This is a genomic window from Novosphingobium pokkalii (assembly GCF_014652855.1).
Taxonomy (GTDB): domain Bacteria; phylum Pseudomonadota; class Alphaproteobacteria; order Sphingomonadales; family Sphingomonadaceae; genus Novosphingobium; species Novosphingobium pokkalii.
On the sequence record NZ_BMZP01000003.1, the window covers coordinates 77,858 to 101,676 of the forward strand.

The window sequence follows — 23,819 nt, forward strand, 5'->3', positions numbered from 1 at the left end:
TCAGGGCACGTCCTCAACCTTGGTGGTGAATATCATCGTCACCCGCTTGCTGACCGGCTTGCCCGCAGCATCCTTGGCCGGCTTCAACACGGCCGCGTTGGCGCAGGCGGGTGGTCCGTTGCCCGCCGGGATGGGATGCTGCACGCCCTTCTCGTCCGTCCCCACGCAATCCGATACATGGCCATCGGCATTGATCGTGTAAGCGATCGAAACGGTCTGTGGCTCGGGCACGTCATCGACATTCTGCGGGATCTGCCAGCGTACCGAACTGCGGTAGACGCCGGCCTCGGGCTTGCCGCCTTTCGTCCCCGGCTTGAATCCGGCACGTGCCATGAGCGATGTGCAAGTCGCCTCGTCCAGATCGGCCGACCCACTGCTGGCCGTGATCTCGCACCCCGTGACCTTGCCCTGGACGTCATAGCTCAGCACGAAGCCAACGTTTCCGGCTTCATTGTTGCGCAAGGCACGGGGCGGGTAATCGTCTGGGGTAACCCACTCACCCGGATTGCCCAGCGGATGCGGCGGGACAACGACAGGTGGCCGCGCCATCGCGGTTCCGGCGAGCGCGCAGCCCGCCAGTGTGGTCAACCCGGCAGTCCGGCGCATCGCACGATACATGGCTTGATTCCCCTGATGTTGTCCACGGTGATGCAGACTGTTGCGAGCACGGTCAATGACATGCTCCACCATTTCGGCATGCGCTCGGCCATGGACGCGGCGCGGCCAAATCGCTAGGGAACGCGGCCATGTCAGACGCCGTTTCCCCGCTCGCCTCGCCCTTCCCCGCCCTGCCGGCGATTGCCGGCGTCACCCCGCACGTCGCCCGCGCCGGGTACAAGGACTGGGGCCGCTGCGACCTTACCTATGTGGAACTGGACGAAGGCACTGCCGTGGCGGGGGTGTTCACCCGCAACCTGTGCTGTTCTTCCGAAGTGGAACTGGGGCGGCAGAACGTAGCGCAAGGGCAGGCCCGCGCGCTGGTGGTCAATGCCGGCAATTCCAATGCCTTTACCGGCTATCGCGGACGCGAGGCGGTCGAAGCGATCATGGACCAGGTTTGCGCGCATCTCGGCTGCGCGCGCGAGCAGGTATTCGTTTCCTCCACCGGCGTGATCGGCGTGCCGCTGCCCAAGGACAAGGCCCGCGCCGGGATCGAGGCCGCCTTGCTGGCCGCGCCCTGCACCTGGGAAGAAGCGGCGCAGACCATCGGCACCACCGACACCTTTGCCAAGGGCGCCACGGCCACCGCCATCGTCGGTGATACCACGGTCACGCTGTCGGCGATCATCAAGGGATCGGGCATGATCGCGCCCGACATGGCGACCATGCTGGGCTATGTCTTCACCGACGCCGCTGTGACCCCGGCGTTTCTCCAAGAATGCCTTTCGGCCGCCAACAAGCGCACGTTCTCGTGCATCACCGTGGACAGTGACACGTCCACCAGCGACACCGTGCTGGCCTTTGCCACCGGCAAGGCGGGCAACGCCCCCATCGCCAGCCTGGACGATACCGGCGGGCAAGCCTTTGCCGCCGCGCTGGAGCAGGTCTGCCGCGAGCTGGCGCATCTGGTGGTCAAGGATGGTGAAGGCGCGCAGAAGTTCATCGCCGTGGCCGTTTCCGGCGCGGTTTCCGATGAAAGCGCGCGCCGCGTGGGCCTGGCCATTGCCAATTCGCCACTGGTCAAGACGGCCATTGCCGGGGAAGACGCCAACTGGGGCCGCGTGGTCATGGCCGTGGGCAAGGCCGGAGAGCCGGCCGACCGCGACCGCTTGTCGATCGGCTTTGGCGGCACCTGGGCGGCCAAGGACGGCCAGCCGCTCGCCGACTATGACGAAGCCCCGGTCGCCGCGCACCTCAAGGGCCGAGACATCTCGATCGAGGTGGACCTGGGCCTGGGCGAAGGCCGCGCCACGGTGTGGACCTGCGACCTGACGCACGGCTACATCTCGATCAACGCCGACTACCGGAGCTGAGCGCCATGCTGATCATCTGGGGCCGGATCAATTCGCACAACGTCAAGAAAGTGGTCTGGGGCGCGCACGAGTGCGGCCTGGTGTTCGAGCGGCGGGACATGGGCGGCGCCTTTGGCTATACGCCGGAATACTTGGCGAAGAATCCCAATCGCCTGGTGCCGATGATCGAGGATGGCGGCACAGTGGTGTGGGAATCCAACGCGATCCTGCGCTATCTGTTTGCCGCCCATGCGCCGCAGATGTGGCCCGCCGATCCGGCGGCGCGCGCGATGGGTGACCAGTGGATGGACTGGCAGTTTCTCTATGCCGATGCGCAGCGCGATGCTTTCCTTGGCTGCGTGCGCGGCGGCAAGGACGGCAGCGATCCGGCGGTGGCCAAGTCGGCCGCTGCCTGCGCCACGCTGATGGCCATGCTCGACGCGCAACTGGCCGAGCAGCCTTATCTGTCGGGCGCGGAATTCGGCGTGGCCGACATTCCTATGGGCACGTATGCCCACACCTGGTTCAGCCTGCCGATCGAGCGGCCCACGCTGCCCCATGTCGAGGCCTGGATGGAGCGGCTGCGCACCCGGCCCGGCTTTCAGGCGATTGCCGCGGTGCCGTTCACATGAGCTGGACACCCGACCTCGACGCCGCAGTCGGCGCCCTGATCGCGCGCGTGGCGCAGGAAGCCATCGCGCCGCGCTATCGCCAACTGGCCGCCAGTGACGTGACAGCCAAGGCCGCCGATGACGTGGTGACCGTGGCCGATACCCACGCCGAGCGCCTGCTCAGCGAAGGGCTGGCCGCCTTGCTGCCCGAAGCGGCCATCGTGGGCGAGGAAGCAGCCCACGCCGATCCGGCCGTGCTCGACCGGCTGGGCGAAGGGCTGTGCTGGATCATCGATCCGCTGGACGGCACCAACAACTTCGCCGCCGGCAAGCCGCCATTCGGCGTGTTGATCGCCCTGGCGCAGCATGGCGAATGCGTGGCCGGATGGATTCACGACGTGCCCAGCGGCCGCCTCTGCACCGCGCAGCAAGGGCGCGGCGCGTTCGTCGATGGCGCGCCGGTGCGTTCCCGGTCAACCGGGCAGGTGCCGCCAGTGGCAGCGATTTCCAAGGTGTTCATGGATCAGGCCCAGCGCGAGGCGATGCGTCAGCACATACTGCCGCACTATGCGGTGGTGGACATTCCGCGCTGCGCGGCAGAGCAATACCCACGGCTGGTACTGGGCGTGAACGATGTCTCGATCTTCGAGCGCACCCTGGCCTGGGACCATGCGGCGGGCGTCCTGTTCGTCAACGAGGCCGGCGGCAAGGCCGCACGCCCCGATGGCCGCCCCTATCGCGTGGACCAGGTGGGGCAGAAAGGCCTGATCGCGGCCAGCAGCGCGGCCTTGTTCGATGCCATGGCGGAGCGACTGGCGGGATTATAGGTGCTGTCGCTCCTGGGCTTCGACAAGCTCAGGGCGAACGGCTCTTGCTTATGAATTCTCTACCCAACCCCATTCGCCCTGAGCCCGTCGAAGGGCGTCAGCGCGGCGCTTGACCGCAACCGGGCTTCGACAAGCTCAGCCCGAACGGGAATTGGGAGTAGTGGTATAGCCCCCGTTCGCCCTGAGCCTGTCGAAGGGCGCCGGCGCGGCGCTTGACCGCTACCGGGCTTCGACACGCTCAGTCCGAACGAATTCAGAAACTTACAGAACGCTTTCCAGCCAGCCCTTGAGCTGGCTCTTGGGCGCGGCGCCCAGCTTCTGCGCCACCGGCTTGCCGTCCTTGAACAGGATCAGCAGCGGGATCGACTGCACGCCGAAATCGCTGGCGGTGGTGGTGTTTTCCATGATGTCCACCTTGGCGATGGTCACCTTGTCGGCCAGTTCCTCGGCGATTTCTTCCAGCGCCGGGGCGATCATCTTGCACGGGCCGCACCAGTCGGCCCAGAAATCCACCAGCACGGGCTTGTCGGACTGGAGAACATCGGCGGAAAAGCTGGCGTCGGTGACGGCTTTGGTGGACATGAAGGAAACTCCGTTGGTCAGTTGAGCCTGTATCTAGGGTGTGCGTGGCGCTTGGCAACGGGGCGCGGCAAAAGCTTTGCTGATGCCGTCCCTTGCAAAGCTATGCCGGCACCGGCCGGTGCCGCGCGAGCACCTCGGCCGGGACGGCGATCAGGTGCGGCGCGTGGGTATAGAGCAAGGCGGCTTCGGCCGTGCGATCGGGGTGGATGGCGGCCAGCGCGGCGGCATAGGCGGCCATCTGGCGCAGATAGGCCAGCGGCACCTCGTCCAGGCTGGCGGGCGGACGCCGCGCCGTCTTGAAATCCACGATCAGCACGCGCTCGGGCGTGATCAGCAGGCGGTCGATCGTGCCGGACACCACGCGCCCTTCCACCACGGCGGCCAGCGGCACTTCGGCGAGCGAGCCGGGGCCGAACACCGCCTGCCAATCGGGATGATCGAGCACGGCAAGTGCCGCGCGCAGCATCTCGGCCCGGGCGGCGGCATCGAATTCTGCCGCCTGCCGCGCCAGCCAGGCGAGCGCGGCGGCTTCGCGCTCGTCAGGGGCAACAGCGGGCAGCCGCTCGATAAGCTTGTGGATCAGCGTGCCGCGTCGCGCCGCTTCCAGCGCACCGGGGCCGGGCCGCGTCGGCGGATCGGGCGCTTCGTCTTCGCCCAGTGCAGATGGCGCCAGCGGGCGCGGTGGACGCGGCTCCGGGCCGATCGGCGTGGTCAGCCACGGCGGCAGCAGCGGCAGGGCCACGGTCTCGCCCCCGCGCGTGGCGGTCTTCACCACCGGGCCGGGCATGCCGATGCTGCGCGCGCCGTCCCAGATCGGGTCCGGCTCCCATGCCGTGTCCTCGCCAAACAGCGGGGCGAGCCGGGCATACCAGCTATCGACGGGCAGTTCCTTGCGCGAAGGCGGCCAGGCGCCGGCGATGAACAGCGCCTCTTCCGCGCGGGTGAGCGCCACATAGAGCAGGCGCCAGTGCTCCGCGCGTTCCTCGCGAGCGGCCTGTTCCTCGGCAGCGCGGACCGGCCCGCCCTTTTCCTCCTTGCGCAGCGCGGGCAGCGGCACCGTGCGCGGGCGTTGGCCCGGCCCCTGCTCCACCAGTTCCACCCCGCGCGCCAGCGAAGCGTCGGGATCGTCGGCGGCATCGGCCAGGATCACGATCGGCGCCTGCAAGCCTTTCGATCCGTGCACGGTCATCACCCGCACCAGATCGGCCGCCTGCCCCGCCTCGCGCTTCAATTCGCCATCGCCGCTGTCGAACCACTGGAGGAAACCGACCAGGCTGGGCACCTGCCCCGTGGCATAGGCCATGGCGGCATTGAGCAGTTCGTCGATGGGATCGTTGGCCTCGCGCCCCAGCCGCGCCACCAGCTTGAACCGCGCGGCCCACGGCCCCACCAGCAGCCAGTGCAGCAGTTGCGCCGGCGGCTCGAAATCGGCGCGGCGCAACAAGTCGAGCAACTGCTCCACGGTCTGTGCCGTAGCCGGCTCGCGGCTGTGCGTCAGGTGCGTCCACAGCCGCACGCCGCTCTTGCGATAGCCGCGCGCCAAAAGGTCTTCCTGGCTCCAGCCGATCAGCGGCGAAACCAGCAGGTTGGCGAGATTGAGATCGTCGAGCGGCTGCGCGCAAAAGCGCAGCGCGGCCATCAGGTCTTTCACCGCCAGCGGCGCACCCAGGCGCAGGCGATCGACGCCTGCGACCGGCACCCCGCGCGCATGCAGCCGCGCCACGATCAATCCGGCCAGATCCTTGCGCTTGCGCACCAGGATCATCACGTCCCCGGCGCTGGCATTGCGCGGCGTGCCCTTGTGCAGCGGGAAGCCGGTGTCGAGCCATTCGCGCACCTGCCGCGCCAGCCGGTCGGCCAGATCGCGATCCGGGCGCGACAGCCAGTTCTCGCCGCCTTCCTCACCAGCTTCGGGCAAGTCTTCGTCTTCACCCGAAAGATCGCCGACCGGGCGCCACAGCCGCACCAGGCCGGGCCGCACATCGCCGACATGCGGTTCGGGCGCTTCGGGCAGGCCAAAGCGGTCCGGCCCGATCGCGGCAATCGCGCGATCGACAAAGGCCAGGATCGGCATGGCGGTGCGATAGGATTGCCCCAGGCCCAGCGAAAGCAGTTCGCGCTCCGGCTCGTCCATCGCCTCGGCCAGGCCCGCCAGTTCGCGCCGCACCCGCTCGCGCGCCTTGGCAAAGTTTTCCGGGCTGGTGCCCTGGAACCGGAAGATCGCCTGCTTGTAATCGCCCACCACGAACAGGGTGCGCGGATCGCGCTGGCTCTGCCCCTGGCCCGCAAAGAAATCCTGCACCAACCCGTCGAGCACGATGCGCCACTGCGCCTCGTTGGTATCCTGCGCCTCGTCCACCAAGACATGGTCGAACCGGCGGTCGAGCTTGTAGCGGATCCAGTCGGCCGTCGTGCGCTCGGTCAGCAGCGCGGCGGCGGTGCGGATCTGGTCGTCGAAATCGATGAAGCCCTCGCGCGCCTTCGCCGCTTCCCAGGCCAGGGCAAAGCGCCGTCCCACCGTGAGCGCCGGATCGAGCAGTGCGGCGAGGTTGACCAGCGCGATGCGATCGCGCAGCGCCGTGATCCCGGCGATCACCCGCGCCTGATAATCGGCATAGGCAGGCTCATGCTTGTCGAGATTGCGGGCCGACTTGGGCTCGCCCTTGGCGGTCAGGAACAGCTTGGCGAAATCGTCCATGCCTGCCAGGCGTGCCTGCGGATTGGCAGCGAGCCAATCGCCCATCATGTTGGCGGCATCGATCCCGGTCCGGGTGCCCCAGGCGGCATTGGCCGCCATGCAGCGGCGCACCGAGGCCACGTCAAAGGCATCGTCGGCACAGAGCGCAGCGAGGCCGCTGCCGTCCTCATCGGCATCCAGCCCCAGCAACTGGTTGATGCGCGGGCGCAGCGGCGGGCGCCACGCGCCCGGCTCCTGCCACAGGTCGATCGCCTTGGCGCAGCGCAGCAGGAAGCCGATCACCGCGCCCTGCTCCATGCGCAGCGCCAGGTGCGCCAAGGCATCGAGCACGCGCTCGTCGCCGCTTTCCTCTGCCTCCACCAGCATCTGCGCCAGAACTTCGCGCACCAGCAGTTCGCGGTCGCGATCCTCCATCGCGCGGGTTCCGGGCAGCAGGCCGGATTCCACCGGAAAGGCCGAGAGCAGCCATTGCGAAAAGGCGTGGATCGTCTCGATCCGCAGCCCACCACCGGGGCAATCGAGCACGGCGGCAAAGCGGCTGCGCGCCCGCGCCAGTGTCTCCGGCCGGGCATCGGCGCCGATCGCGGAAAGCTCCTGAAACAGCTCCACTTCGGGCAGACGCACCCAGCGCGCCAGCACATCGTTGACGCGGGTGGCCATTTCCGCCGCGCCTGCCTTGGTAAAGGTCAGGCACAGGATGTTTTCCGGCTCCACCCCGTCTTGCAGCAAAAGCCGCAGCACGCGGGCAGACAACACCTGGGTCTTGCCGGTGCCGGCCGAGGCGGAAAGCCAGACCGTGCGATGCGGCGCCACGGCGCGGGCCTGGTTGCCTTGCAGGGGATAGACCTTGCTCACTCGGCGTTCCCTCCCCGCCCCTGCCATTCCTCCAGCCGCATCAACTGGTCGTAATCGGCATAGCCCGGCAGATCAGGATTGAGCCGCGCCACGAAAGGTTCGCTGCCCAGGATCCAGCGGGCAATCGCCTCTTCCAGATAGCGCCGCGTTTCAGGCAGGACATCCTCGCGCGGGATGCCCGATTTCTTGCGGCCTTCCAGGATCGGTTCCTCGCAATAGCCAAAGCCGCGCTCGAGATTGCGTGCCAACGACCAGTATTCAAAGCGCGTCGGCTCGCCCGCCACGGTCACCTGGCCATCCTTGTCCCTGAAGCCGCCGGCTTGCGCGATCAGGCCGATCAGCCCCAATTGCAGGGCAAAACCTTCCTGCACCATGCGGCCCGAGGGCGGCGTGCCGGTCTTGTAGTCGACGATGGCCAGCGTGCCATCGGCCAGCCTGTCGATGCGGTCGGCCCGGCCAAACACGCGCACGCCCTGGACGGCGAGATCGCCCCAGCACTCGAACGCAGCCACTTCGCGGCCCTCGTCCCGCAGGCGCTCCTGCTCCGCCTCGATCCACGCCAGCGCGGCGGTCAGGCGCGGGCGCCACAGGCTGCGCATGAAGGGGTGCGCGCTCATCTCCGCCAGCTTGCGCTCGGCCAGGGGCACGAGTTCGCCCGGCGGCGCGCCTGCCTGGTGCCAGTCTTCCAGAATGGCGTGCACCGCTGTGCCGCGCCACGCCGGGGTGGGATCGGCATCGCGCGGGTCCAGGCTTTTCAGGCCAAGAATGGCCGAAGCATAGAATTGATAGGGATCGGAACGCAGCCGATCGAGCGCCGTGGCGGCGATATCCACGCGGCGCTGTTCGGCCGAAGGCATCGGGCGCGGCCGGGGATAGGCGGGCGCCTGGGGCGCGGCGTCGAGCGCCTTGGCCAGGTCCACCGCTTCGCGCTCCCACGCCACGCCCTCTTCGCCCAGCATGGCACGGATGCGCAGCAGAAAGCGCGAGGGGATCGCCGGGCCGCCGGCATCGCGCTCGGCAAAACTCAGGACGACTTCGGGCGCGCCAAGCATCGCGGCGAGATCGTGGGCGGCAAGGCCAATGCGGAAATCGGCGCCGGGAATGCCCAGCGCGCGCAAGACCGGTGGCGCCAGCAAGGGATCGGGCGCGGGCGCGGCAGGCCAGCTTCCTTCCGTCATCCCCGCGCAGATCACCAGGTCGGCGCGGCTCATCCGCGCTTCGAGCAGGCCATAGATCGCCAGGCGCGGGTGGCCGCCATAGGGCGGGCGCACCGAAATCTCGTCCATCGCGTCGCGCAGCAGGGCAGGCACTTCGGCCGGATCGACCGGCAGGCCGCCCGCCTGCGCCGCCGCATCGCGCCACTGTTCCACGAACTGCGCCAGGCAGCGCCCATCGGCATTGGCCCAGAGCGCAGGGCCGCACAGCGCCTCGGCCATCTCGGCCAGCAGAGCCAGCATTGCCGCGAGCGGCAGGGCATCGTGCCCGGCGAGCAGCGGCGCGAGCAGCAGTTCGACTTCATCCCACCAGGCGCCCAGCCCCGGAAAGCGCTTGTCCCAGCGCCGTTCGGGATCGCGGATGGCATCGCGAATGCCCTCCAGCCCCGGCGCAGGGCGCGGCCCGCGCAGCACGAGATCGAGGTGCCGCACGCGCTCCAGCCATGCCGGGCGCCCTTCGCCCTGCCCGGAATTGGCCATGACCAGCGGATGGTTGAGCAAGGCCAGCAGCCCCACCGGCGCGGCGCGTTCGGCCCAGGCCTGCGCCAGTTGCAGCAGCAGGCGCCCGGCCACGGTCTGTGGCAGGGGGCGCCCGGCGGTATCGTCGGCGGCGATGTTCCAGCGCCCGAGATGCGCGATCACCCGCTGCGCCAGCCCGCGATCGGGCGTGACCACGGCCACACGGCGTTCCGGCACGGCCAGCGCCTGGCGCACCAGGATGGCAATGGCCTGCGCTTCTTCCTCGGGGTGGGCGCTGTGCATCAGACGCACGCCCGCCAGCCGCCGCTCCGCCGCCGGCAGGTGCACCCAGGCCGCGCTGGCCTCTGGCGGCAGGAACAGGTTGGAAATGGCGCGGCTGCGTGCGGGCGGGGCGGCGGCAATCCCGGCGCGGTGCCAGTTGCGCACGTCATCGCGCGCAAGGCCCATGCGATGCAGCAACAGCTTCAGGTGATATTGTGGGTGGGTGACATGGTCACCCCGGCCAAACGGCGGACCGCCCGGTTCCTCGCTGGCACCGGCCTGGCCGAGCGCCGTCCACACCTCGTCCTCCAGCGCCAGATCGAGATCGGGCAGCACCACCGCGCCTTCGGGCAGATCGGCCACGGTGCGCAGCAGGCGGGCGATGGCCGGCGCGGCAGAGGTGACCCCGGCAGCGATGATCGGGAAAGCCGGTGGAGCGGCGCGCCACGCCCGCGCCGCATGAGCCAGCAGCAGGTTGCGCCGCACCGGCGCATCGACCTGCCCGCGCTCGTCCAGCTCGAACTGCCAGCGCACCTGCACGCGGGCGAACAGGCGCAGGCTGTCCTGCCAGTGCTCGGCCAGCTCGGGCAGCATGTCGATGCTCAGCAGGTGTTCGGGCGTCACTTCCTCGGCCGCCAGCCGGTCCAGCGATTGCGCCAGGCTGCGCGCCTGGCGCAGCAGCCCCGCCTCGCCCCGCACGATCCCCTGCGCGGCCAGTTCCTCGCGCAGGATTTCAGCGAGGCGCAACAGGCGCAGCACAGGGTCGCAGGCCGGCGGCGCCACGGCCCCGCCGCCCAGCGGATCGAGCAGCGCGCCCAGCGTTTCGTCCAGATCGAGATCGCCCACCACCGCCATGCGCGGCAGCAGCAAGCCACCGCCCGACGCGCGGATGAACGCCTCGGTCAGGTTGCGCACCGCGCGCTGGCTGGGCAGCAGCAGCGTCAGCCGTGCCAGGCCGAACGTGTCCTCGCGATAGCGCGGGATCAGCCCGGCCACGAGCGCGTCGGCAAATCCCCGGTGCGCGGCAATCGTGTAGACACTGGGGCGGGCCTTCCCGGCCATCAGTATTGCGTCAGCGCCGCTTGGGTCGGCGCGATCATTTCCGGCGCGCCCACTTCATACCACAACCCGGTGTGCGGCAGGCCATAGAGCCGCCCCTCGGCAATCGCCCGGTCCCACAGCCGCCCGGTGGAAAAGCTGCCTTCGGGCGCATCGCGCAGCAACCGCTTCGACACGATCTGGATGCCGGTGAAGATATAAGGCGCGACCCGGCCGGGCTTGCGGCGCGAGATCAGGCCCATCTGGTCGATATGGAAATCGCCGAGGCCGGTATAGTTGAACGCCTGGGCATGGCTGACCAGCAGCAGCAGCGCGTCCATCCGGCTTTCGTCCCAGAAGTCCCCCAGCGCGGCAAAGGCGTTGCGCGGCCCGTCGAGCCAGATATTGTCGCTGTTGAGGCAGAAGAACGTGTCGCGGTCGATCAGCGGCATCGCCCTGACCAGCCCGCCGCCGGTTTCCAGCAAGGCATCACGCTCGTCAGAGACCTGCACGTTGGGCATCGTGCGCAGACGCACATGTGCTTCCAACTGGTCGGCCAGGTAATGCACGTTGACCACCGCGCGGGTGACGCCCGCCTCGGCCAGCTTGTCGAGCGCATGGTCGATCAGCGGCTTGCCGGCCACGCGCACCAGCGGCTTGGGCCGGGTGACGGTCAGGGGCCGCATCCGCTTGCCGATGCCGGCGGCCAGCACCATCGCGGTGTCAGAGACCAGCGGCTTGCGCGTCTCGCGGCTCATGCGGCAAAGCTCCCGCCCAGGCGTCCGGCCGGATCGCGCAGGTCCGCCGGGATATTGGCATCGAACCATGCCGCCACCGGGGCCAGCGCGGGATGGGCCAGATCGCGTTCCAGCATGGCCCAGACGCGGGGGATGTAATCGAGGTAGCGCGCCTTGCCGTCTCGCTTCCACAGGCGCACGAAGATGCCGACGATCTTGGTGTTGCGCTGTGCGCCCAGCCGCGCATAGTCGGCCAGGAAATCGCCCTGCGGCCGGGCCTTCTGCACGTAATAGTCAAACATGCGCGCTTCGAGTTCGGGCGAAACCTCGCGCCGCGCGTCCTGCAACAACGAGACGAGGTCATAGGCCGGGTGCCCGGCCAGCGCATCCTGGAAGTCGAGCAGCCCTTGCGCATCGAGCCCGCCGAGCAGCATGATGTTCTCGGCATGGTAATCGCGCAGCACGGTCACGCCGGGGCGCTGCGCCGGCAACAGCGGCGCCAGGACCTGTTCCCACGCCGCCTGGAAGCCCGCGGCATCGACATAAAGCGCGCGCGCCGGGCAGAACCATTCGATGAACAGGCACACTTCGCGCATGTATTCGGCCATGCCATAGGCGGTGAATGGCCCGGCCGGCAGTTGCGCCAGTTGCACCAGGGTATCAATCGCGGCGCGATAGACGGCGTCTTCGTCCTGCGGCCAGGCATCGACATATTCGCGCATGCGCGTGTCGCCGAAGTCTTCCAGCAAGACCCACCCCTCGCCCGCTTCCTCGGCCAGGATATGCGGCGCGCGCAAGCCGTTGGCATCGAGCCAGCGCGCGGCGCGCAGGAACGGCTGCGGGTCTTCCTGCGGCGGCGGCGCATGCATCAGCATGGCCTTGTCTTCGCCCCGCCGCACGCGGAAATAGCGGCGGAAAGAGGCATCGCCCGGCAAGGGCTCGATAAGCGCGCCGGCCCAGCCCGCGCGGGCCAGGAAAGCATCGATTCCAACTGGAAGATCGCTGGTCATGGCAGCCGCTCTAACCACCCCTGGCCGGGCAAGACAATGGCCTGCCGCCCGTTTTCCGCGATTTCCAGACGCAGCGTGAGGCAATCGCGCTCATGCCCAAAACCACCCGCATGATCGGGCCATTCGGCCAGCAGCACGGCACCCTGGCGATAGTCGTCCAGCCCGATCTCCTCGGCCTCGGCCGGATCGTCCAGGCGATAGAAATCGGCGTGGACCACCGGCAGGCGCACCCCGGGCGGATCATAGGTTTCGATGATGGTGAAGCTGGGCGACGGCACTTCCCCCTCGTGCCCCAGCGCGCGCAGCAGTTCGCGCGCGAGCGTGGTCTTGCCGACGCCGAGCGTGCCTTCCAGGGCAAGCACATCGCCAGGGCGCAGGCGTGCGGCGATGCGGGCGGCCAGGGCTTGCGTAGCGGCAAGGTCGGGAAGCGGGATGGTGGTCATGGCTCTGGATGGCTAGCGAAGTGGGGGGCCCCGGATCAAGTCCGGGGCGACGATAATGGCTTTCTGAAATCCGTCGCCCCGGACTTGATCCGGGGCCCTCCACAACGCCCGCGCTCAAGGCAGCGTCACAATTGCACTGGTGCCCGATCCGGGCTCCGAGAGCAGCTCGAACTGCCCGCCATGTGCGTCAATCAACTGGCGCACGAGCGGCAGGCCCAGGCCCTGGCGGCGCTCTGCGGTGCGGCCGTCGGCAGCAAGCTTGAGGCCCTCCATCGCGCGGGCCAGCGCGGCGGCGTCCATGCCCCGGCCATTGTCGGAAATCACCACGCGCAGATCATGCGCGCGGCGCGTGCATTCCACCAGGATACGCCCGCCATCGGGCGTGGCCGCAATGGCATTGTCGATCAACTGACCGAACACGCGGCGCAGGCGCCGTGCATCGCCCGTCACTTTGCCCACCGCCTGGCTGCCGCGCAGGTCCAGCGTCAGGCCGGCCGTGCCGATCTTGTCGGCCCGTTCGCGCACCACATCGGCGAGCAGCGGGAACACGTCCACCGGGTCGCGCGCCAGCGGCAACATGCCTGCCTCGCTTTGCGACAGGTCCAGCACGTTCTCGATCTGCTCGCCCAGCCGCTCCACCGACGAGAGGATCGCGGCGACGTAGTCGCGGGCCTGCGGCGTGAGTTCGCCAGCCAGCCCGCTTTGCAGCATTTCGGCAAAGCCGCCGATGGAATTGAGCGGGTTGCGGAATTCATAGCTCATGTTGGCGATGAAGCGCGTCTTCACCGCGTCGGCTTCGATCAGCGCGGCGTTGCGCTCGCGCAGCGCGGCCTCGGCCTTTTGCGAATCCGTGATGTCGAGCACGGTCAGCAGGCCATTGCCATCGGGCAGCGGCACCCCGGCGAATTCCAGGTGGCGCCCGTCGGCCAGCGCCAGGCGGCCGCTGGTCTGCTTGCGCTCCAGCGTGGCGGACTGGATGACCTGCCCGATCATGCCCACTTGCGCGGGCCGCTTGAGCAGGCCGGCCAGACGCTTGAGCAGCATGTCGGCGCGCGGATGGGTACCGAGGAACTCCTCGTCCAACCCCCAATCTTGGGCAAAGCGCCGGTTCCACAATTGCAGGCGGCTATCCGGCCCGAACACGGCGAGAGATTCGAACAGGTTGTCGAACGTGGCGGTGCGCGTGCGCAACAAGGTGTCGCGCGTGGCGGAAAGCTGCAACTGCTCGGTCTGGTCCTCGAAGATCAGCAGCAATCCGCCATCGGGCATGGGCTGGCCCACCACGCGCAGATGCATGCCATCGTGCAGGTGCCAGGGCTCCTCGCGCGGTTCGCGGGCCAGGAACCAGGCCTGGCGTTCCCGCCGCCATTCGGGAAAATCGCGCACTTCGGGCAGCTTGCCACCATCGCGCAGCCGGTCGAGCACGCGGTCGAACGGCGGCGTATCGTTGACCCAGGCCGGGCTGATGCCGAAGATGCGCAGGAACGGCTGGTTGGCGAACACCAGATTGCGGCCCGCATCGAACTGCGCGATCGCAGCCGAGAGGGTGTCGAGCATCTGGCGCTGCGCATCGCGGAAGCGGCGGAACTGGCGGGTAAGCTCCTCCATCTGCTCGATATCCACGGCATAGCCGGCCACGCCTTCGCCCGCGATGGGCAGGTCACTCACGCGCATGGTGCGGCGCTGGCCGTTGACCGTGGCCGATACCACGCGCTCGGCCGGGCGGCGCTGGGCAAAGACATCGGCGGCCACCTGCGCCGCACTCAGGCCTTCCATCGGCTCGACAAGTTCGATGCCGCGATCGACCACCTCCGCTGCGCTCGCCGCCCCCACCGCGCGGACATAGGCGGTGTTGACCAGGCGCAGGCGCATGGCGGAATCGCGAAACCACATCGGCAGCGGCGCTGCCTCGATCAATCCGGCCAGGCCCGAAAAATCGGCGTGGGCCTGCGCAGCCTCGGCTCGCAGCGCGCGGATTTCGGCCACGCTGTCGCTCGCATCGAAGAACCACAGCAGCGCCGCGCCGCCCGGGGCGATCTGCGGATCGGCCAGGCTGCCGCGCACGGCGAGCGCGGTGACCCCGCCGCGCGGCACCAGCGAGAGCGACAGCGGCGCCCCGGTCTTTTGCGTGTGCCGCACCGCTTCGGCCAGGCCGGCCAGGGTTTCGGCGTCGAGCCCACGACCGCCACCGTCCAACTCGGTGAGGTAACCGGGCATGGCATCCAGGCCCAGCCAGCCGGCGAGACGCGAGGCGCCTTCGATCCGCCCATCGGCGCGCACCAGCAGGGGCAGCGCGGGTGCTTCATCGACCATCCGTGTCAGCTTGCGCGCCAGTCGCTCGGCCGCCTCGGCCCGGCGCACCCGTGCCCGCGCGGAAAGCACGGCCCAGCCCGCCGCCAGCGTCCAGCCGGCCAGCAGCAGCGCCACGGCAACGGTCACGGCAACAGCAGCGGGCGAATGCAACAACATCATCCCATGGCTAGGCTGCAAGCGACCGAAACACAACCGGTGCACGCGCGAAATTCGGCCGATCCCGTGCAATCACCGGGCAGCAAAACGCCCCGCATCCTGACCGGATACGGGGCGTTTTTCAGGCAGACCCGATACGGGCCTGAATCAGTAGCGGTAGTGATCCGGCTTGAACGGGCCTTCCGGCGTCACACCGATATAGCTCGCCTGCTTTTCGCTCAGCTTGGTCAGCTTCACGCCCAGCTTTTCCAAGTGCAGCGCCGCCACCTTTTCATCCAAGTGCTTGGGCAACACATAGACGTCGTTGTTGTACTGCTCGCTCTTGGTGAACAGCTCGATCTGGGCCAGCGTCTGGTTGGTGAAGCTGGCGCTCATCACGAAGCTGGGGTGGCCGGTGGCGCAACCCAGGTTCACCAGGCGCCCCTTGGCGAGGATGATGATCTGCTTGCCCGGTTCACCATTTTCGGCGGGGAATTCGACCAGGTCGGTGCCCGGCTTCACTTCCATCCACTTGTAGTTCGACAGCGCGGAAATCTGGATCTCGCTGTCGAAGTGGCCGATGTTGCACACGATGCTCATGGGCTTCATCGCCTTCATGTGCTCGGCGGTGATCACGTCTTCGTTGCCGGTGGCCGTTACGAAGATGTCGGCGCGGGTGACGGCTTCTTCCATCGTCACCACTTCATAGCCTTCCATCGCCGCCTGGAGGGCGCAGATCGGATCGACTTCGGTCACCATCACGCGGGCGCCGCCGTTGCGCAGCGAGGCGGCCGAACCCTTGCCCACGTCACCAAAGCCGGCAACGCAAGCGACCTTGCCGGCCAGCATCACGTCGGTGGCGCGGCGGATCGCGTCGACCAGCGATTCCTTGCAGCCATAGAGGTTGTCGAACTTCGACTTGGTCACCGAATCGTTCACGTTGATCGCGGGGAACGGCAGCTTGCCTTCCTTGGCGATCTGGTAGAGGCGATGGACGCCCGTGGTGGTTTCTTCCGAAACGCCCTTGATGGCCTTGACGCTCTGCGTCAGGTAGCCGGGCTTGGCCTTGAGGAAGGCCTTGAGCGCGCGGCAGAATTCGATTTCTTCGGCGTTGCTGGGCTCGAACAGGTCTTCACCCGCTTCCACGCGCGCGCCCCACAGCGCGAACATGGTGGCATCGCCGCCATCGTCGAGGATCATGTTGGCGGTGTCATCGCCCCAGTCGAAGATGCGGCCGACATAGTCCCAGTAATCGGCCAGGCTTTCACCCTTCACCGCGAACACCGGAATGCCGCGCGCGGCAATGGCGGCGGCGGCGTGATCCTGCGTCGAAAAGATGTTGCAGGTGGCCCAGCGCACCTCGGCGCCCAGGGCAACCAGCGTCTCGATCAGTACCGCGGTCTGGATCGTCATGTGCAGCGAACCGGTGATGCGCGCGCCCTTCAGGGGCTGCGACGCGCCGAATTCCTGGCGCAGCGCCATCAGGCCGGGCATTTCGGTTTCGGCAATGGCGATTTCCGCGCGGCCGAAATCGGCCAGGCCGAGATCGGCGATCACATAGTCCTTGTTCGCTTCGAGCGCGCTGGCCACGAGGCATCTCCGTATCAAAGGGCGTCAGGGACGCAAAAAACAGACCCGCCGGGGCAGGCCGCTGATGGGCCGCTCTTAGCGGGTCCGTCTGCACAGGGCAACGTTAATATAAAGAAGTCTTTATATCGGCATTGCTACGTGCAGCCTCCACCATGCCCGTTCCATCACGAAGGCAGCGCCTTTGGCCGCGAATTGCACGAGCCAGCATGCGCAACGGTTGCACGCCCCTGCCCGGCGCCTATATCCCGCGTGCCCGCCACTCCCTCGTGGTGCGCACGTCAAGGAAAGGAATTTGGGGATGACGATCACCGTTGGCGAAACCGTGCCCGATGTGAAGCTGGTCAAGGCCACGCAGGAAGGCCCCGAAGCCGTCCAGTCGGCCGATTATTTCAAGGGCAAGCGCGTGGCGCTGTTCTCGGTGCCGGGTGCCTTCACCCCCACCTGCTCGGCCCGCCACCTGCCGGGCTATGTCGACAAGGCCGCCGATCTCAAGGCCAAGGGCATCGACGAAATCGCCTGCACTGCGGTCAACGATCCCTTCGTGATGAAAGCCTGGGGTGAAGCCAGCGGCTCGCCCGAAGTGACCATGCTGGCCGACGGCAACGGCGATTTCGCCAAGGCGCTGGGCCTGACCATGGACGGCACCGGCTTTGGCCTGGGCCTGCGCGGCCAGCGCTTTGCCGCCGTGATCAACGATGGCGTGGTTGAGCAGCTCCACGTCGAAGCGCCGGGCGACTTCAAGGTGAGCGCGGCGGAATATCTGCTCGAAAAGCTCTGATCCGGGCAGCGCCGGCTTTCCCCATGGAAGGCCGGCGCTCCACCGCTAAGAGCCCGACCCAAAAGTCTGGCGGCGGAGGTTTGGCGAGGGATTTTGGGTCAACGCAAGAAGGCTGGGAGCCCAGCGATGCTGGAAGCATCGTGGCGAGCAGCCGACGCAGCGGTGGCGCAAAAGACCCGCCAGGCCGACCCGCAAGATTTTTGGGTCGGGCTCTAATCAATAGCCCATCAGGCTCATCACTTCCTTGCGGCTGCGCGGATCGGCCAGGAAGCAACCCAGCAGGCGGCTGGTGACCATGCCCACGCCCGGGGTCCGCACGCCCCGCCCAGTCATGCAGCCATGCTGCGCCTCAATCACCACGGCCACGCCCTGCGGGTGCAGGTGATCCCAGATGCACTGCGCCACTTCCGCGGTCAGCCGCTCCTGGATCTGAAGACGGCGGGCATAGCCGTGGAGCACGCGGGCCAGCTTGGAAATGCCCACCACGCGGTTCTGCGGCAGATAGGCGATCGAGGCCTTGCCGGTGATCGGCGCCATGTGATGCTCGCAGTGCGACTGGAACGGAATGTCGCGCAGCACCACGATCTCGTCATAGCCGCCGACTTCGGAAAAGGTCCGCGTCAGGTGGATCGAGGGATCCTCGGCATAGCCTTGGCAATATTCCAGCCAGGCGCGCGCCACGCGCTTGGGCGTGTCGATCAGGCCTTCGCGGGCCGGGTCATCGCCAGCCCACTCGATCAACGTGCGGATCGCGTCCTGCACATGGGGCGGCACCGGCACCTTGCCGCGCGCGGTGTCTTCGTCGTCGCCATGGTCGTGGCCGTAGCCCGGCAGGTCGGTCATTCGTTTCCAGTCCCCAATTTGCCGAGCGCGCGGCCCGGCGTTCACGGTGCTTCGGCGCTCTGGCGCCGGGTGCGCAGCTTCGCCAGCTTTCGCCCCAGCCCGCCGCGCCACAGGCGCCCGCGCTGATAAAACGCGAGCATTTCCTCGGGCCGCTCGGGATCGAGCGCTTCGGAGTCGGCCAGGGCCTGCTCGGTCTGCGTCAGCGATCGCGGCACGAACCGCCGCAAGTGCCGCCCGCCGCCACGTGCCGACTCAGCCGCAAGCGCAGCCATCCCGCCCGCAGCGGCCAAGGCCGCCGCTACCCGCTCCGCCGCCAATCCGCAATGCTCCGCCAGCAGCGAATGGCGCAAGGCGCGGATCGCGGGCACGGCGTGGGCGTTGCCGGGGCGCCCCGCATCGATGAACACGTCGCATTCGCTGTCCAGTCCCATCGAGCGATTGTTCATGTTGGCAGAGCCGATGCGCAGTACCGTATCATCCACGATCATCAGCTTGGCATGGACATAGATCGGCGTGCCGCCGCGCGTGAACGGATGCCAGACCGAAAAGCGGTCGGCATGGTCATGGCTCTTCACCGCCTCGAACAACTGCACGCGCGCCAGGTCCATCGCGGTCTGCTCCAGCCAGCCATCGGATTCCCGCGGCATGACCAGGAAGACTTCGGGCGGATCGGGCTGCTCCAGCCGCTCGGCCAGCGCCTCGGCCACCCGGCGCGAGGCGAAGTACTGGTTCTCGGCATAGATGAAGTGCCGGGCCGCCGCGATCTGGCGGCAGAACAGCGCCTCGATCTCGCGCACTTCGGCGATATCGGCGTAGGGCGAGCGGGTGCGGGCAATGCCCACTTCCACGTCGGTGAACTGCGCCACGATGCCGTTGGGCCAGGGGCTGTCGGCCTGTGGGCGGCAGGGTTCCAGATGGCGCCCGCCGGCCTGGTGCCAGCGGGTGCGGCCAAATTCGCCCAGCGCGGCGGCCACGGGCCCTTCCAGCAGCATGGTGCAATCGTGCCACGGGCCATAGGGCTTGCCGTCCGGCCGCCGCCGGCGCGGATCGTGATCGAGATGGGCGCGGGTGTCCCAGCGGTCCCCGGCCATGTCGATGCCGCCGCACACCGCAAAACGATCATCGATCACCGCGATCTTCTGGTGATGGCTGCATCCCAGCGGGTGCGCCGAATCGAGCTTGTAGCCAATGCGCGGATGGCGCCACCAGCGGATCAGGTCGAACACCATCGATCCGCGCAACAGCGCCTTGAACGCACCGAAATTCCATTTCAGTACCAGCACTTCCAGGCCGCGCCGGCGATTGGCCAGCCACACCACGAAAGCGCCCAGCCGCGCCGGGGCCACGCGCTTGCGCGGCAGGTTCCACCAGCGGCGCCCGTCCCCGATCAGGATGCGCGTGTCGAAATCCCAGCCGATCAGGTGAATGCGCTGGCGCGCCGCCAGCATCGCATCGCGCATCAGGGCAAAGTAATCCGCCGCATCGACCACCGCATGCGCGCGCGTGGCGCGGGCATAGCGCCAGACGCCTTCCTCCACGCTGTCTTCCGATGCTGGGCTGGCAGCGGCGACTGGCGGAGCGGTGGGCGCGGCGTCAGGTGGCCCGTCTGGTGCATTCATACCCGCGCAAACGCCGCGCAGGGCGGATGGTTCCAGCCACTACGACGCGGCCGGGCCACGCCGGCAACGCGACCAGAAAACTATTGGTTTGTCGCGGGTTCCTGGCGCGGAATGACCAGCTCATCGGGATGCGCGACATTGAGATCGGACCGCAGCAGTTCGCCCACCAGATCGGGATCGGCATGCTTGGGATCGAGCAGGTTCACGCGGTTCTGAAGGTGATCCCGCTCTGCGGTGAGCTGCGCCACTTCCTTTTGCCGCTGCTCCAGCATGTGGGCGTTCTCGCTCCACGCGAGCAGCCCGCTCGGCCCGGCCACGGCCCATGCGCCCATCAGCAGCAAGGCCACGAGGGCCAGCGTTTCGGTCACGCTGTTGCGAGGCAGTTTGAGATTGGGACGACGCCGCTTCATGACGTCAAGGAGAATCACATTTGATCGGCCATTGCAAGCGCATCGATACGGAAAAACGGCAGAAACCCGCCGCATTCCGTCAATACGCAAAAGTCCTGCAGCAGGCCGTTGCAAGCAGGCGCATTAACCATGGCTGAGCCTGCCGTTCCGCCGCCACTGGCTCCTGCTGCGTAGCAATGCGTGGGAAATTTTCGCCAGACATTAACCGGTCGGCAGCACTTGCCGGTGCATGATCGCAGGCGGGGTGTGGTGCGTCTGGGCGCCACGGCAACGGGAAGGTTCGGGTTTCGATCATGCGTTTCGAGTGTTTGCGTCAGCGCTTGAAGCTCCTTCGCGGCAACGGCCCGCCCGCCGGCGCGGCCCGAAAAGATCAAGGATTCCTGGCACGATTGGCCGCAGATCGCGCTGGCAATGCCCTGGCGATCGTCACGCTGACGACCTTCACGATGATCACTCTGGCCGGTCTCGGCCTCGACATGTCGCGCGCCTATCTCACCAAGACCAGCCTTCAGGATGCCTGCGACGCCGGCGTGCTGGCCGGGCGCAAGGCCATGGCCGCTTCGGGCACTTATGGTGCCACCGAACAGGCCAAGGCCAACAAGATGTTCAATTTCAACATCAACGAAAACCGTACGGAAACCTCGACGGCGGTCTTCACCAGTTCGGCCGACACGACCGGCCACGTGACCGGCACGGCCACAACGACGATGCCGACCACGCTGATGAAGCTGTTCACCTATAACAGCCTGCCGCTGACAGTGCAGTGCAGCGCCGAATTGCAGATGTCCAACGCCGACGTCATGTTCGTGCTCGACACCACCGGCTCGATGGCCTGCAACCCTTCGGGCGGCAACTGCGTCAGCGGTTCGGATTCCAAGATCGTTGGCCTGCGCAACGCGATCAAGTCGTTCTACACCACCGTGGCCGGCGCGGTGACCGACAAGAACAACACCCGCATCCGCTTCGGCTTCGTGCCCTATGCGATGACGGTGAACGCGCAGAACCTGCTGACGTCTGGTGCGATGCCGAGCAATTACTTTGTCGACAGCTCGCCCTATATCACCAAGCTCGTGCAGTTCAGCACGACCGGCACCACGGTCAACGGGCAGACGCGCTATCTCGCCACCGGCTATCGCTACACCTCGTCGACCGTCAATGTTTCGGCCTTCAAGGGCTTTGGCTCGGTGCCCCTGGCCACCGGCATCACGCTCTCCACCGGCAAGAACGCATCGAGCGCCACCTACGTCACGGTCAAGCCATCAACCAGCAGTCCCTATTACGACCCGCGTCAACTAGCTGTCGCCTATGCCGCCGGCACGGCAGGCAACCTGTCGACCACCAGCTACACCTGGAGCGGCTGCCTGGAAGAGCGCGGTACGGTCAACCAGCTCTCGATGTCGCCCATCCCCAGCGGCGCCTATGACATGGACGTGACCAGCGCGCCGGTGACCGATGGCACCAACGATGCCACGCGGTGGAAGCCCTATCTCGAAAGCCTGGAGTTCTATCTCAACGGCTATTCCATGCCGCTGACCACCTCCACCGTGATGTCGAACCAGACCGGCTATTGCCCGACGCCGATGATGCTCTACACCACGGTCGATACCACCGCGCCCAACACGGTGCCGACCTGGCTGAACACGTATGTGAACAGCCTGGTGGCCAATGGCGGCACCTATCACGACATCGGCATGATCTGGGGCGCGCGGCTGGGCAATCCCAACGGCATTTTCGCCAGCAACGTCAACGCGGGCAACCTGCCTTCGGTCAGCCGGCACATCATCTTCATGACTGACGGGACCATGGAAAACTACCCCGCCAACTACACGGCCTGGGGTGTGACGCAGTATGACGGGCGCGACGCGCCCACCTCCACGACCGCCTCGAACCTAGTCAACTATCACAACAACCGCTTCCTGGCCGCCTGCACCCTGGCCAAGAACATGGGCTATACCATCTGGGTGATCGGCTTTGGCCAGACGCTGACCACCCAGATGCAAAGCTGCGCGACGGCCAACCGCGCCTATTATGCGTCCAACACCACCGCGCTGACCACCACGTTCCAGTACATCGCCGGCCAGGTGGCCGATCTGCGGCTGAACAAGTGATGCGGCGGGTGTTGCGCCCTCTTGCTGGCCGGCTGCGCCGCGATGCCAGCCGGCTGCGTCGCGATGCCAGCCGGCTGCGCCGCGATGATCGCGGCGTCACCGCGCTGGAATTTGCGCTGACCGCACCGTTGATGCTGCTGATCATGGCCGTGCTGCTGGAACTGGGCCTGGCCTATTATCTCCAGGCCGTGCTCACCGGCACGATCAACGCGGCCGGGCGCGCTTCCTCGATGCAGTCTGCACAGACCACCAGCGCGACGATCGACAGCCAGGTGACGACGCGCGTCCATCACGTGGTGCCATGGGCCAACGTGGCGTTCAGCCGCCGCAACTACACCGATTTCACCAACGTGGGCCAGCCCGAAGACTTCACCGATTCCAACAAGAACGGCCAATACGACCAGGGCGAATGCTTCAACGATGCCAACGGCAATGGCGTGTGGGATGCCGATATGGGCAAGACGGGCCTGGGCGGCGCCAATGACGTCGTGCTCTATACCGTGACCGTCACGTACACCCCGCTGTTCGGCTTCACCACGATGATGGGCCTGCCTTCGACGATGACCGCCAGCGCCAGCACGGTGATGCGCAACCAGCCCTTTGCCACCCAGACCACGCGCACGGTAACCCAGATATGCTGAAGCGCCCTGCCCTTGCCCGCCGGCTGCTGCGCCGCTTGGCGCGCGAAACCAGCGCGGTCACGGTGATCGAGCTGGGCGTCAGCCTGCCGTTCCTGATGGTCATCGCGCTCGGTTCGATGGAGATGGTGAATCTGGGCATCCTGCATGTGCGGCTCAACCAGCTTGCCATCTCGGTGGCGGACAATGCCTCGCGCGCCAAGCAATCGGTTGTCGGCGGGGCGCCGATGTTCCGCGAGTATGACGTCAACCAGGTGTTCACGGGCGCGGCGCTGTCGGTGGACGATCTCGACTTTCCCACAAATGGCCGCGTGATCCTGTCCAGCCTGGAGACCAACAGTTCGGGCGGCCAATGGATTCACTGGCAGCGCTGCTGGGGCAACAACACCTATGTCTCGCGCTATGGCGTGCAGGGCACCGGCGCCACCGGCACCAGCTTTGCCGGCATGGGTCAGCCAGGGGGCGTGGTCACGGTGGAAAGCCCCTATGCGATCATGTTCGTGGAAGTGGCCTATCAGTACAAGCCGATCTTCTTCGGCACGCTGTTCAAGCCGATGCTGATCCGCAAGGACGCGGCCATGTATGTGCGCGACGATCGCGATCTCACCCAGATCTACAATCCCGCCCCCACGGTGACCGCCGCCACCTGCTGACCAAGAGGGCGGCACCGATCCGCG

20 protein-coding genes are annotated in these 23,819 nt (G+C 67.2%); 7 read left to right on the plus strand and 13 right to left on the minus strand.

Annotation, left to right across the window (positions count from 1 at the left end):
• The gene (locus IE191_RS04000) at positions 1 to 690 is read right to left on the minus strand and encodes an energy transducer TonB (protein WP_191323076.1); all 690 of its coding nucleotides are present in this window, start codon (positions 688 to 690) and stop codon (positions 1 to 3) included.
• A gap of 56 nt (positions 691 to 746) precedes the next feature.
• Between IE191_RS04000 and argJ the strand changes: the two genes are divergently transcribed.
• Genes argJ through IE191_RS04015 form a run of 3 tightly spaced genes read left to right on the plus strand, consistent with a single transcriptional unit; the run spans position 747 to position 3,390 of the window.
• Complete coding sequence (argJ, locus tag IE191_RS04005; RefSeq protein WP_191323077.1) at positions 747 to 1,973, plus strand: bifunctional glutamate N-acetyltransferase/amino-acid acetyltransferase ArgJ; 1,227 nt, start codon at positions 747 to 749, stop codon at positions 1,971 to 1,973.
• A gap of 5 nt (positions 1,974 to 1,978) precedes the next feature.
• Positions 1,979 to 2,584, plus strand: coding sequence for a glutathione S-transferase family protein (locus IE191_RS04010; RefSeq protein WP_191323078.1), 606 nt, complete (start codon positions 1,979 to 1,981; stop codon positions 2,582 to 2,584).
• The gene (locus tag IE191_RS04015; protein ID WP_191323079.1) at positions 2,581 to 3,390 is read left to right on the plus strand and encodes an inositol monophosphatase family protein; all 810 of its coding nucleotides are present in this window, start codon (positions 2,581 to 2,583) and stop codon (positions 3,388 to 3,390) included. The genes IE191_RS04010 and IE191_RS04015 overlap by 4 nt, the downstream gene beginning before the upstream one ends.
• Positions 3,391 to 3,651: 261 nt before the next feature.
• Here IE191_RS04015 and trxA read toward each other — a convergent pair whose 3' ends face one another.
• From trxA to ahcY, 8 genes are all read right to left on the minus strand, one after another.
• The gene (gene trxA, locus IE191_RS04020; protein ID WP_191323080.1) at positions 3,652 to 3,972 is read right to left on the minus strand and encodes a thioredoxin; all 321 of its coding nucleotides are present in this window, start codon (positions 3,970 to 3,972) and stop codon (positions 3,652 to 3,654) included.
• A gap of 100 nt (positions 3,973 to 4,072) precedes the next feature.
• Entirely contained in the window at positions 4,073 to 7,552 is a 3,480-nt protein-coding gene (gene addA, locus IE191_RS04025) for a double-strand break repair helicase AddA (protein WP_191323081.1), read from the minus strand.
• On the minus strand, positions 7,522 to 10,542 hold the full coding sequence (addB, locus tag IE191_RS04030; RefSeq protein WP_191323082.1) for a double-strand break repair protein AddB: 3,021 nt from the start codon (positions 10,540 to 10,542) through the stop codon (positions 7,522 to 7,524). The genes addA and addB overlap by 31 nt, the downstream gene beginning before the upstream one ends.
• Positions 10,542 to 11,276: a nucleotidyltransferase family protein gene (locus tag IE191_RS04035; RefSeq protein WP_191323083.1), complete on the minus strand. Its 735-nt coding sequence runs from the start codon at positions 11,274 to 11,276 to the stop codon at positions 10,542 to 10,544. The genes addB and IE191_RS04035 overlap by 1 nt, the downstream gene beginning before the upstream one ends.
• Positions 11,273 to 12,265 carry an aminoglycoside phosphotransferase family protein gene (locus IE191_RS04040; protein ID WP_191323084.1) on the minus strand — a complete coding sequence of 331 codons (993 nt, stop codon included), beginning with the start codon at positions 12,263 to 12,265 and terminating at the stop codon, positions 11,273 to 11,275. The genes IE191_RS04035 and IE191_RS04040 overlap by 4 nt, the downstream gene beginning before the upstream one ends.
• Complete coding sequence (gene tsaE, locus IE191_RS04045) at positions 12,262 to 12,708, minus strand: tRNA (adenosine(37)-N6)-threonylcarbamoyltransferase complex ATPase subunit type 1 TsaE (protein ID WP_191323085.1); 447 nt, start codon at positions 12,706 to 12,708, stop codon at positions 12,262 to 12,264. Before tsaE ends, IE191_RS04040 begins: the two co-directional genes overlap by 4 nt.
• A gap of 114 nt (positions 12,709 to 12,822) precedes the next feature.
• A complete protein-coding gene (locus IE191_RS04050) occupies positions 12,823 to 15,177 on the minus strand; it encodes a sensor histidine kinase (RefSeq protein ID WP_191323086.1) in 2,355 nt (784 codons plus the stop codon).
• Between the two features lie 147 nt (positions 15,178 to 15,324).
• A complete protein-coding gene (gene ahcY / locus IE191_RS04055) occupies positions 15,325 to 16,746 on the minus strand; it encodes an adenosylhomocysteinase (RefSeq protein ID WP_191323087.1) in 1,422 nt (473 codons plus the stop codon).
• A 298-nt stretch (positions 16,747 to 17,044) separates the two neighbouring features.
• Between ahcY and IE191_RS04060 the strand changes: the two genes are divergently transcribed.
• Positions 17,045 to 17,524: a peroxiredoxin gene (locus IE191_RS04060; RefSeq protein ID WP_191323088.1), complete on the plus strand. Its 480-nt coding sequence runs from the start codon at positions 17,045 to 17,047 to the stop codon at positions 17,522 to 17,524.
• A 216-nt stretch (positions 17,525 to 17,740) separates the two neighbouring features.
• Here IE191_RS04060 and folE read toward each other — a convergent pair whose 3' ends face one another.
• The 4 genes from folE to IE191_RS04080 all read right to left on the minus strand — a co-directional run bounded on the left by folE (position 17,741) and on the right by IE191_RS04080 (position 20,770).
• Positions 17,741 to 18,367 (minus strand): GTP cyclohydrolase I FolE, encoded by a 627-nt coding sequence (gene folE, locus IE191_RS04065; RefSeq protein WP_191323089.1) that lies wholly within the window; start codon positions 18,365 to 18,367, stop codon positions 17,741 to 17,743.
• 41 nt (positions 18,368 to 18,408) lie between these two features.
• Positions 18,409 to 19,986 (minus strand): phospholipase D-like domain-containing protein, encoded by a 1,578-nt coding sequence (locus IE191_RS04070; protein ID WP_191323090.1) that lies wholly within the window; start codon positions 19,984 to 19,986, stop codon positions 18,409 to 18,411.
• Positions 19,987 to 20,066: 80 nt separating this feature from the next.
• Positions 20,067 to 20,396, minus strand: coding sequence for an FtsB family cell division protein (locus tag IE191_RS04075; protein WP_191323091.1), 330 nt, complete (start codon positions 20,394 to 20,396; stop codon positions 20,067 to 20,069).
• 14 nt (positions 20,397 to 20,410) lie between these two features.
• Positions 20,411 to 20,770 (minus strand): hypothetical protein, encoded by a 360-nt coding sequence (locus tag IE191_RS04080; protein ID WP_191323092.1) that lies wholly within the window; start codon positions 20,768 to 20,770, stop codon positions 20,411 to 20,413.
• 15 nt (positions 20,771 to 20,785) lie between these two features.
• Between IE191_RS04080 and IE191_RS04085 the strand changes: the two genes are divergently transcribed.
• Genes IE191_RS04085 through IE191_RS04095 form a run of 3 tightly spaced genes read left to right on the plus strand, consistent with a single transcriptional unit; the run spans position 20,786 to position 23,795 of the window.
• Positions 20,786 to 22,504 carry a TadE/TadG family type IV pilus assembly protein gene (locus IE191_RS04085; protein ID WP_191323093.1) on the plus strand — a complete coding sequence of 573 codons (1,719 nt, stop codon included), beginning with the start codon at positions 20,786 to 20,788 and terminating at the stop codon, positions 22,502 to 22,504.
• Positions 22,505 to 22,512: 8 nt separating this feature from the next.
• Entirely contained in the window at positions 22,513 to 23,145 is a 633-nt protein-coding gene (locus IE191_RS04090) for a TadE/TadG family type IV pilus assembly protein (protein WP_191323094.1), read from the plus strand.
• A complete protein-coding gene (locus IE191_RS04095) occupies positions 23,139 to 23,795 on the plus strand; it encodes a hypothetical protein (protein WP_191323095.1) in 657 nt (218 codons plus the stop codon). Before IE191_RS04090 ends, IE191_RS04095 begins: the two co-directional genes overlap by 7 nt.
• Positions 23,796 to 23,819 lie beyond the last annotated feature (24 nt).

Coding starts and splice junctions, on each gene's coding strand:
- folE (WP_191323089.1), bottom strand. CDS start 18,367: ATGACCGACCTGCCGGGCTACGGCCACGACCATGGCGACGACGAAGAC.
- IE191_RS04050 (WP_191323086.1), bottom strand. CDS start 15,177: ATGTTGTTGCATTCGCCCGCTGCTGTTGCCGTGACCGTTGCCGTGGCG.
- IE191_RS04070 (WP_191323090.1), bottom strand. CDS start 19,986: ATGAATGCACCAGACGGGCCACCTGACGCCGCGCCCACCGCTCCGCCA.
- IE191_RS04060 (WP_191323088.1), top strand. CDS start 17,045: ATGACGATCACCGTTGGCGAAACCGTGCCCGATGTGAAGCTGGTCAAG.
- tsaE (WP_191323085.1), bottom strand. CDS start 12,708: ATGACCACCATCCCGCTTCCCGACCTTGCCGCTACGCAAGCCCTGGCC.
- trxA (WP_191323080.1), bottom strand. CDS start 3,972: ATGTCCACCAAAGCCGTCACCGACGCCAGCTTTTCCGCCGATGTTCTC.
- IE191_RS04040 (WP_191323084.1), bottom strand. CDS start 12,265: ATGACCAGCGATCTTCCAGTTGGAATCGATGCTTTCCTGGCCCGCGCG.
- IE191_RS04035 (WP_191323083.1), bottom strand. CDS start 11,276: ATGAGCCGCGAGACGCGCAAGCCGCTGGTCTCTGACACCGCGATGGTG.
- IE191_RS04010 (WP_191323078.1), top strand. CDS start 1,979: ATGCTGATCATCTGGGGCCGGATCAATTCGCACAACGTCAAGAAAGTG.
- addB (WP_191323082.1), bottom strand. CDS start 10,542: ATGGCCGGGAAGGCCCGCCCCAGTGTCTACACGATTGCCGCGCACCGG.
- IE191_RS04000 (WP_191323076.1), bottom strand. CDS start 690: ATGGTGGAGCATGTCATTGACCGTGCTCGCAACAGTCTGCATCACCGT.
- addA (WP_191323081.1), bottom strand. CDS start 7,552: ATGGCAGGGGCGGGGAGGGAACGCCGAGTGAGCAAGGTCTATCCCCTG.
- argJ (WP_191323077.1), top strand. CDS start 747: ATGTCAGACGCCGTTTCCCCGCTCGCCTCGCCCTTCCCCGCCCTGCCG.
- IE191_RS04075 (WP_191323091.1), bottom strand. CDS start 20,396: ATGAAGCGGCGTCGTCCCAATCTCAAACTGCCTCGCAACAGCGTGACC.
- IE191_RS04015 (WP_191323079.1), top strand. CDS start 2,581: ATGAGCTGGACACCCGACCTCGACGCCGCAGTCGGCGCCCTGATCGCG.
- IE191_RS04095 (WP_191323095.1), top strand. CDS start 23,139: ATGCTGAAGCGCCCTGCCCTTGCCCGCCGGCTGCTGCGCCGCTTGGCG.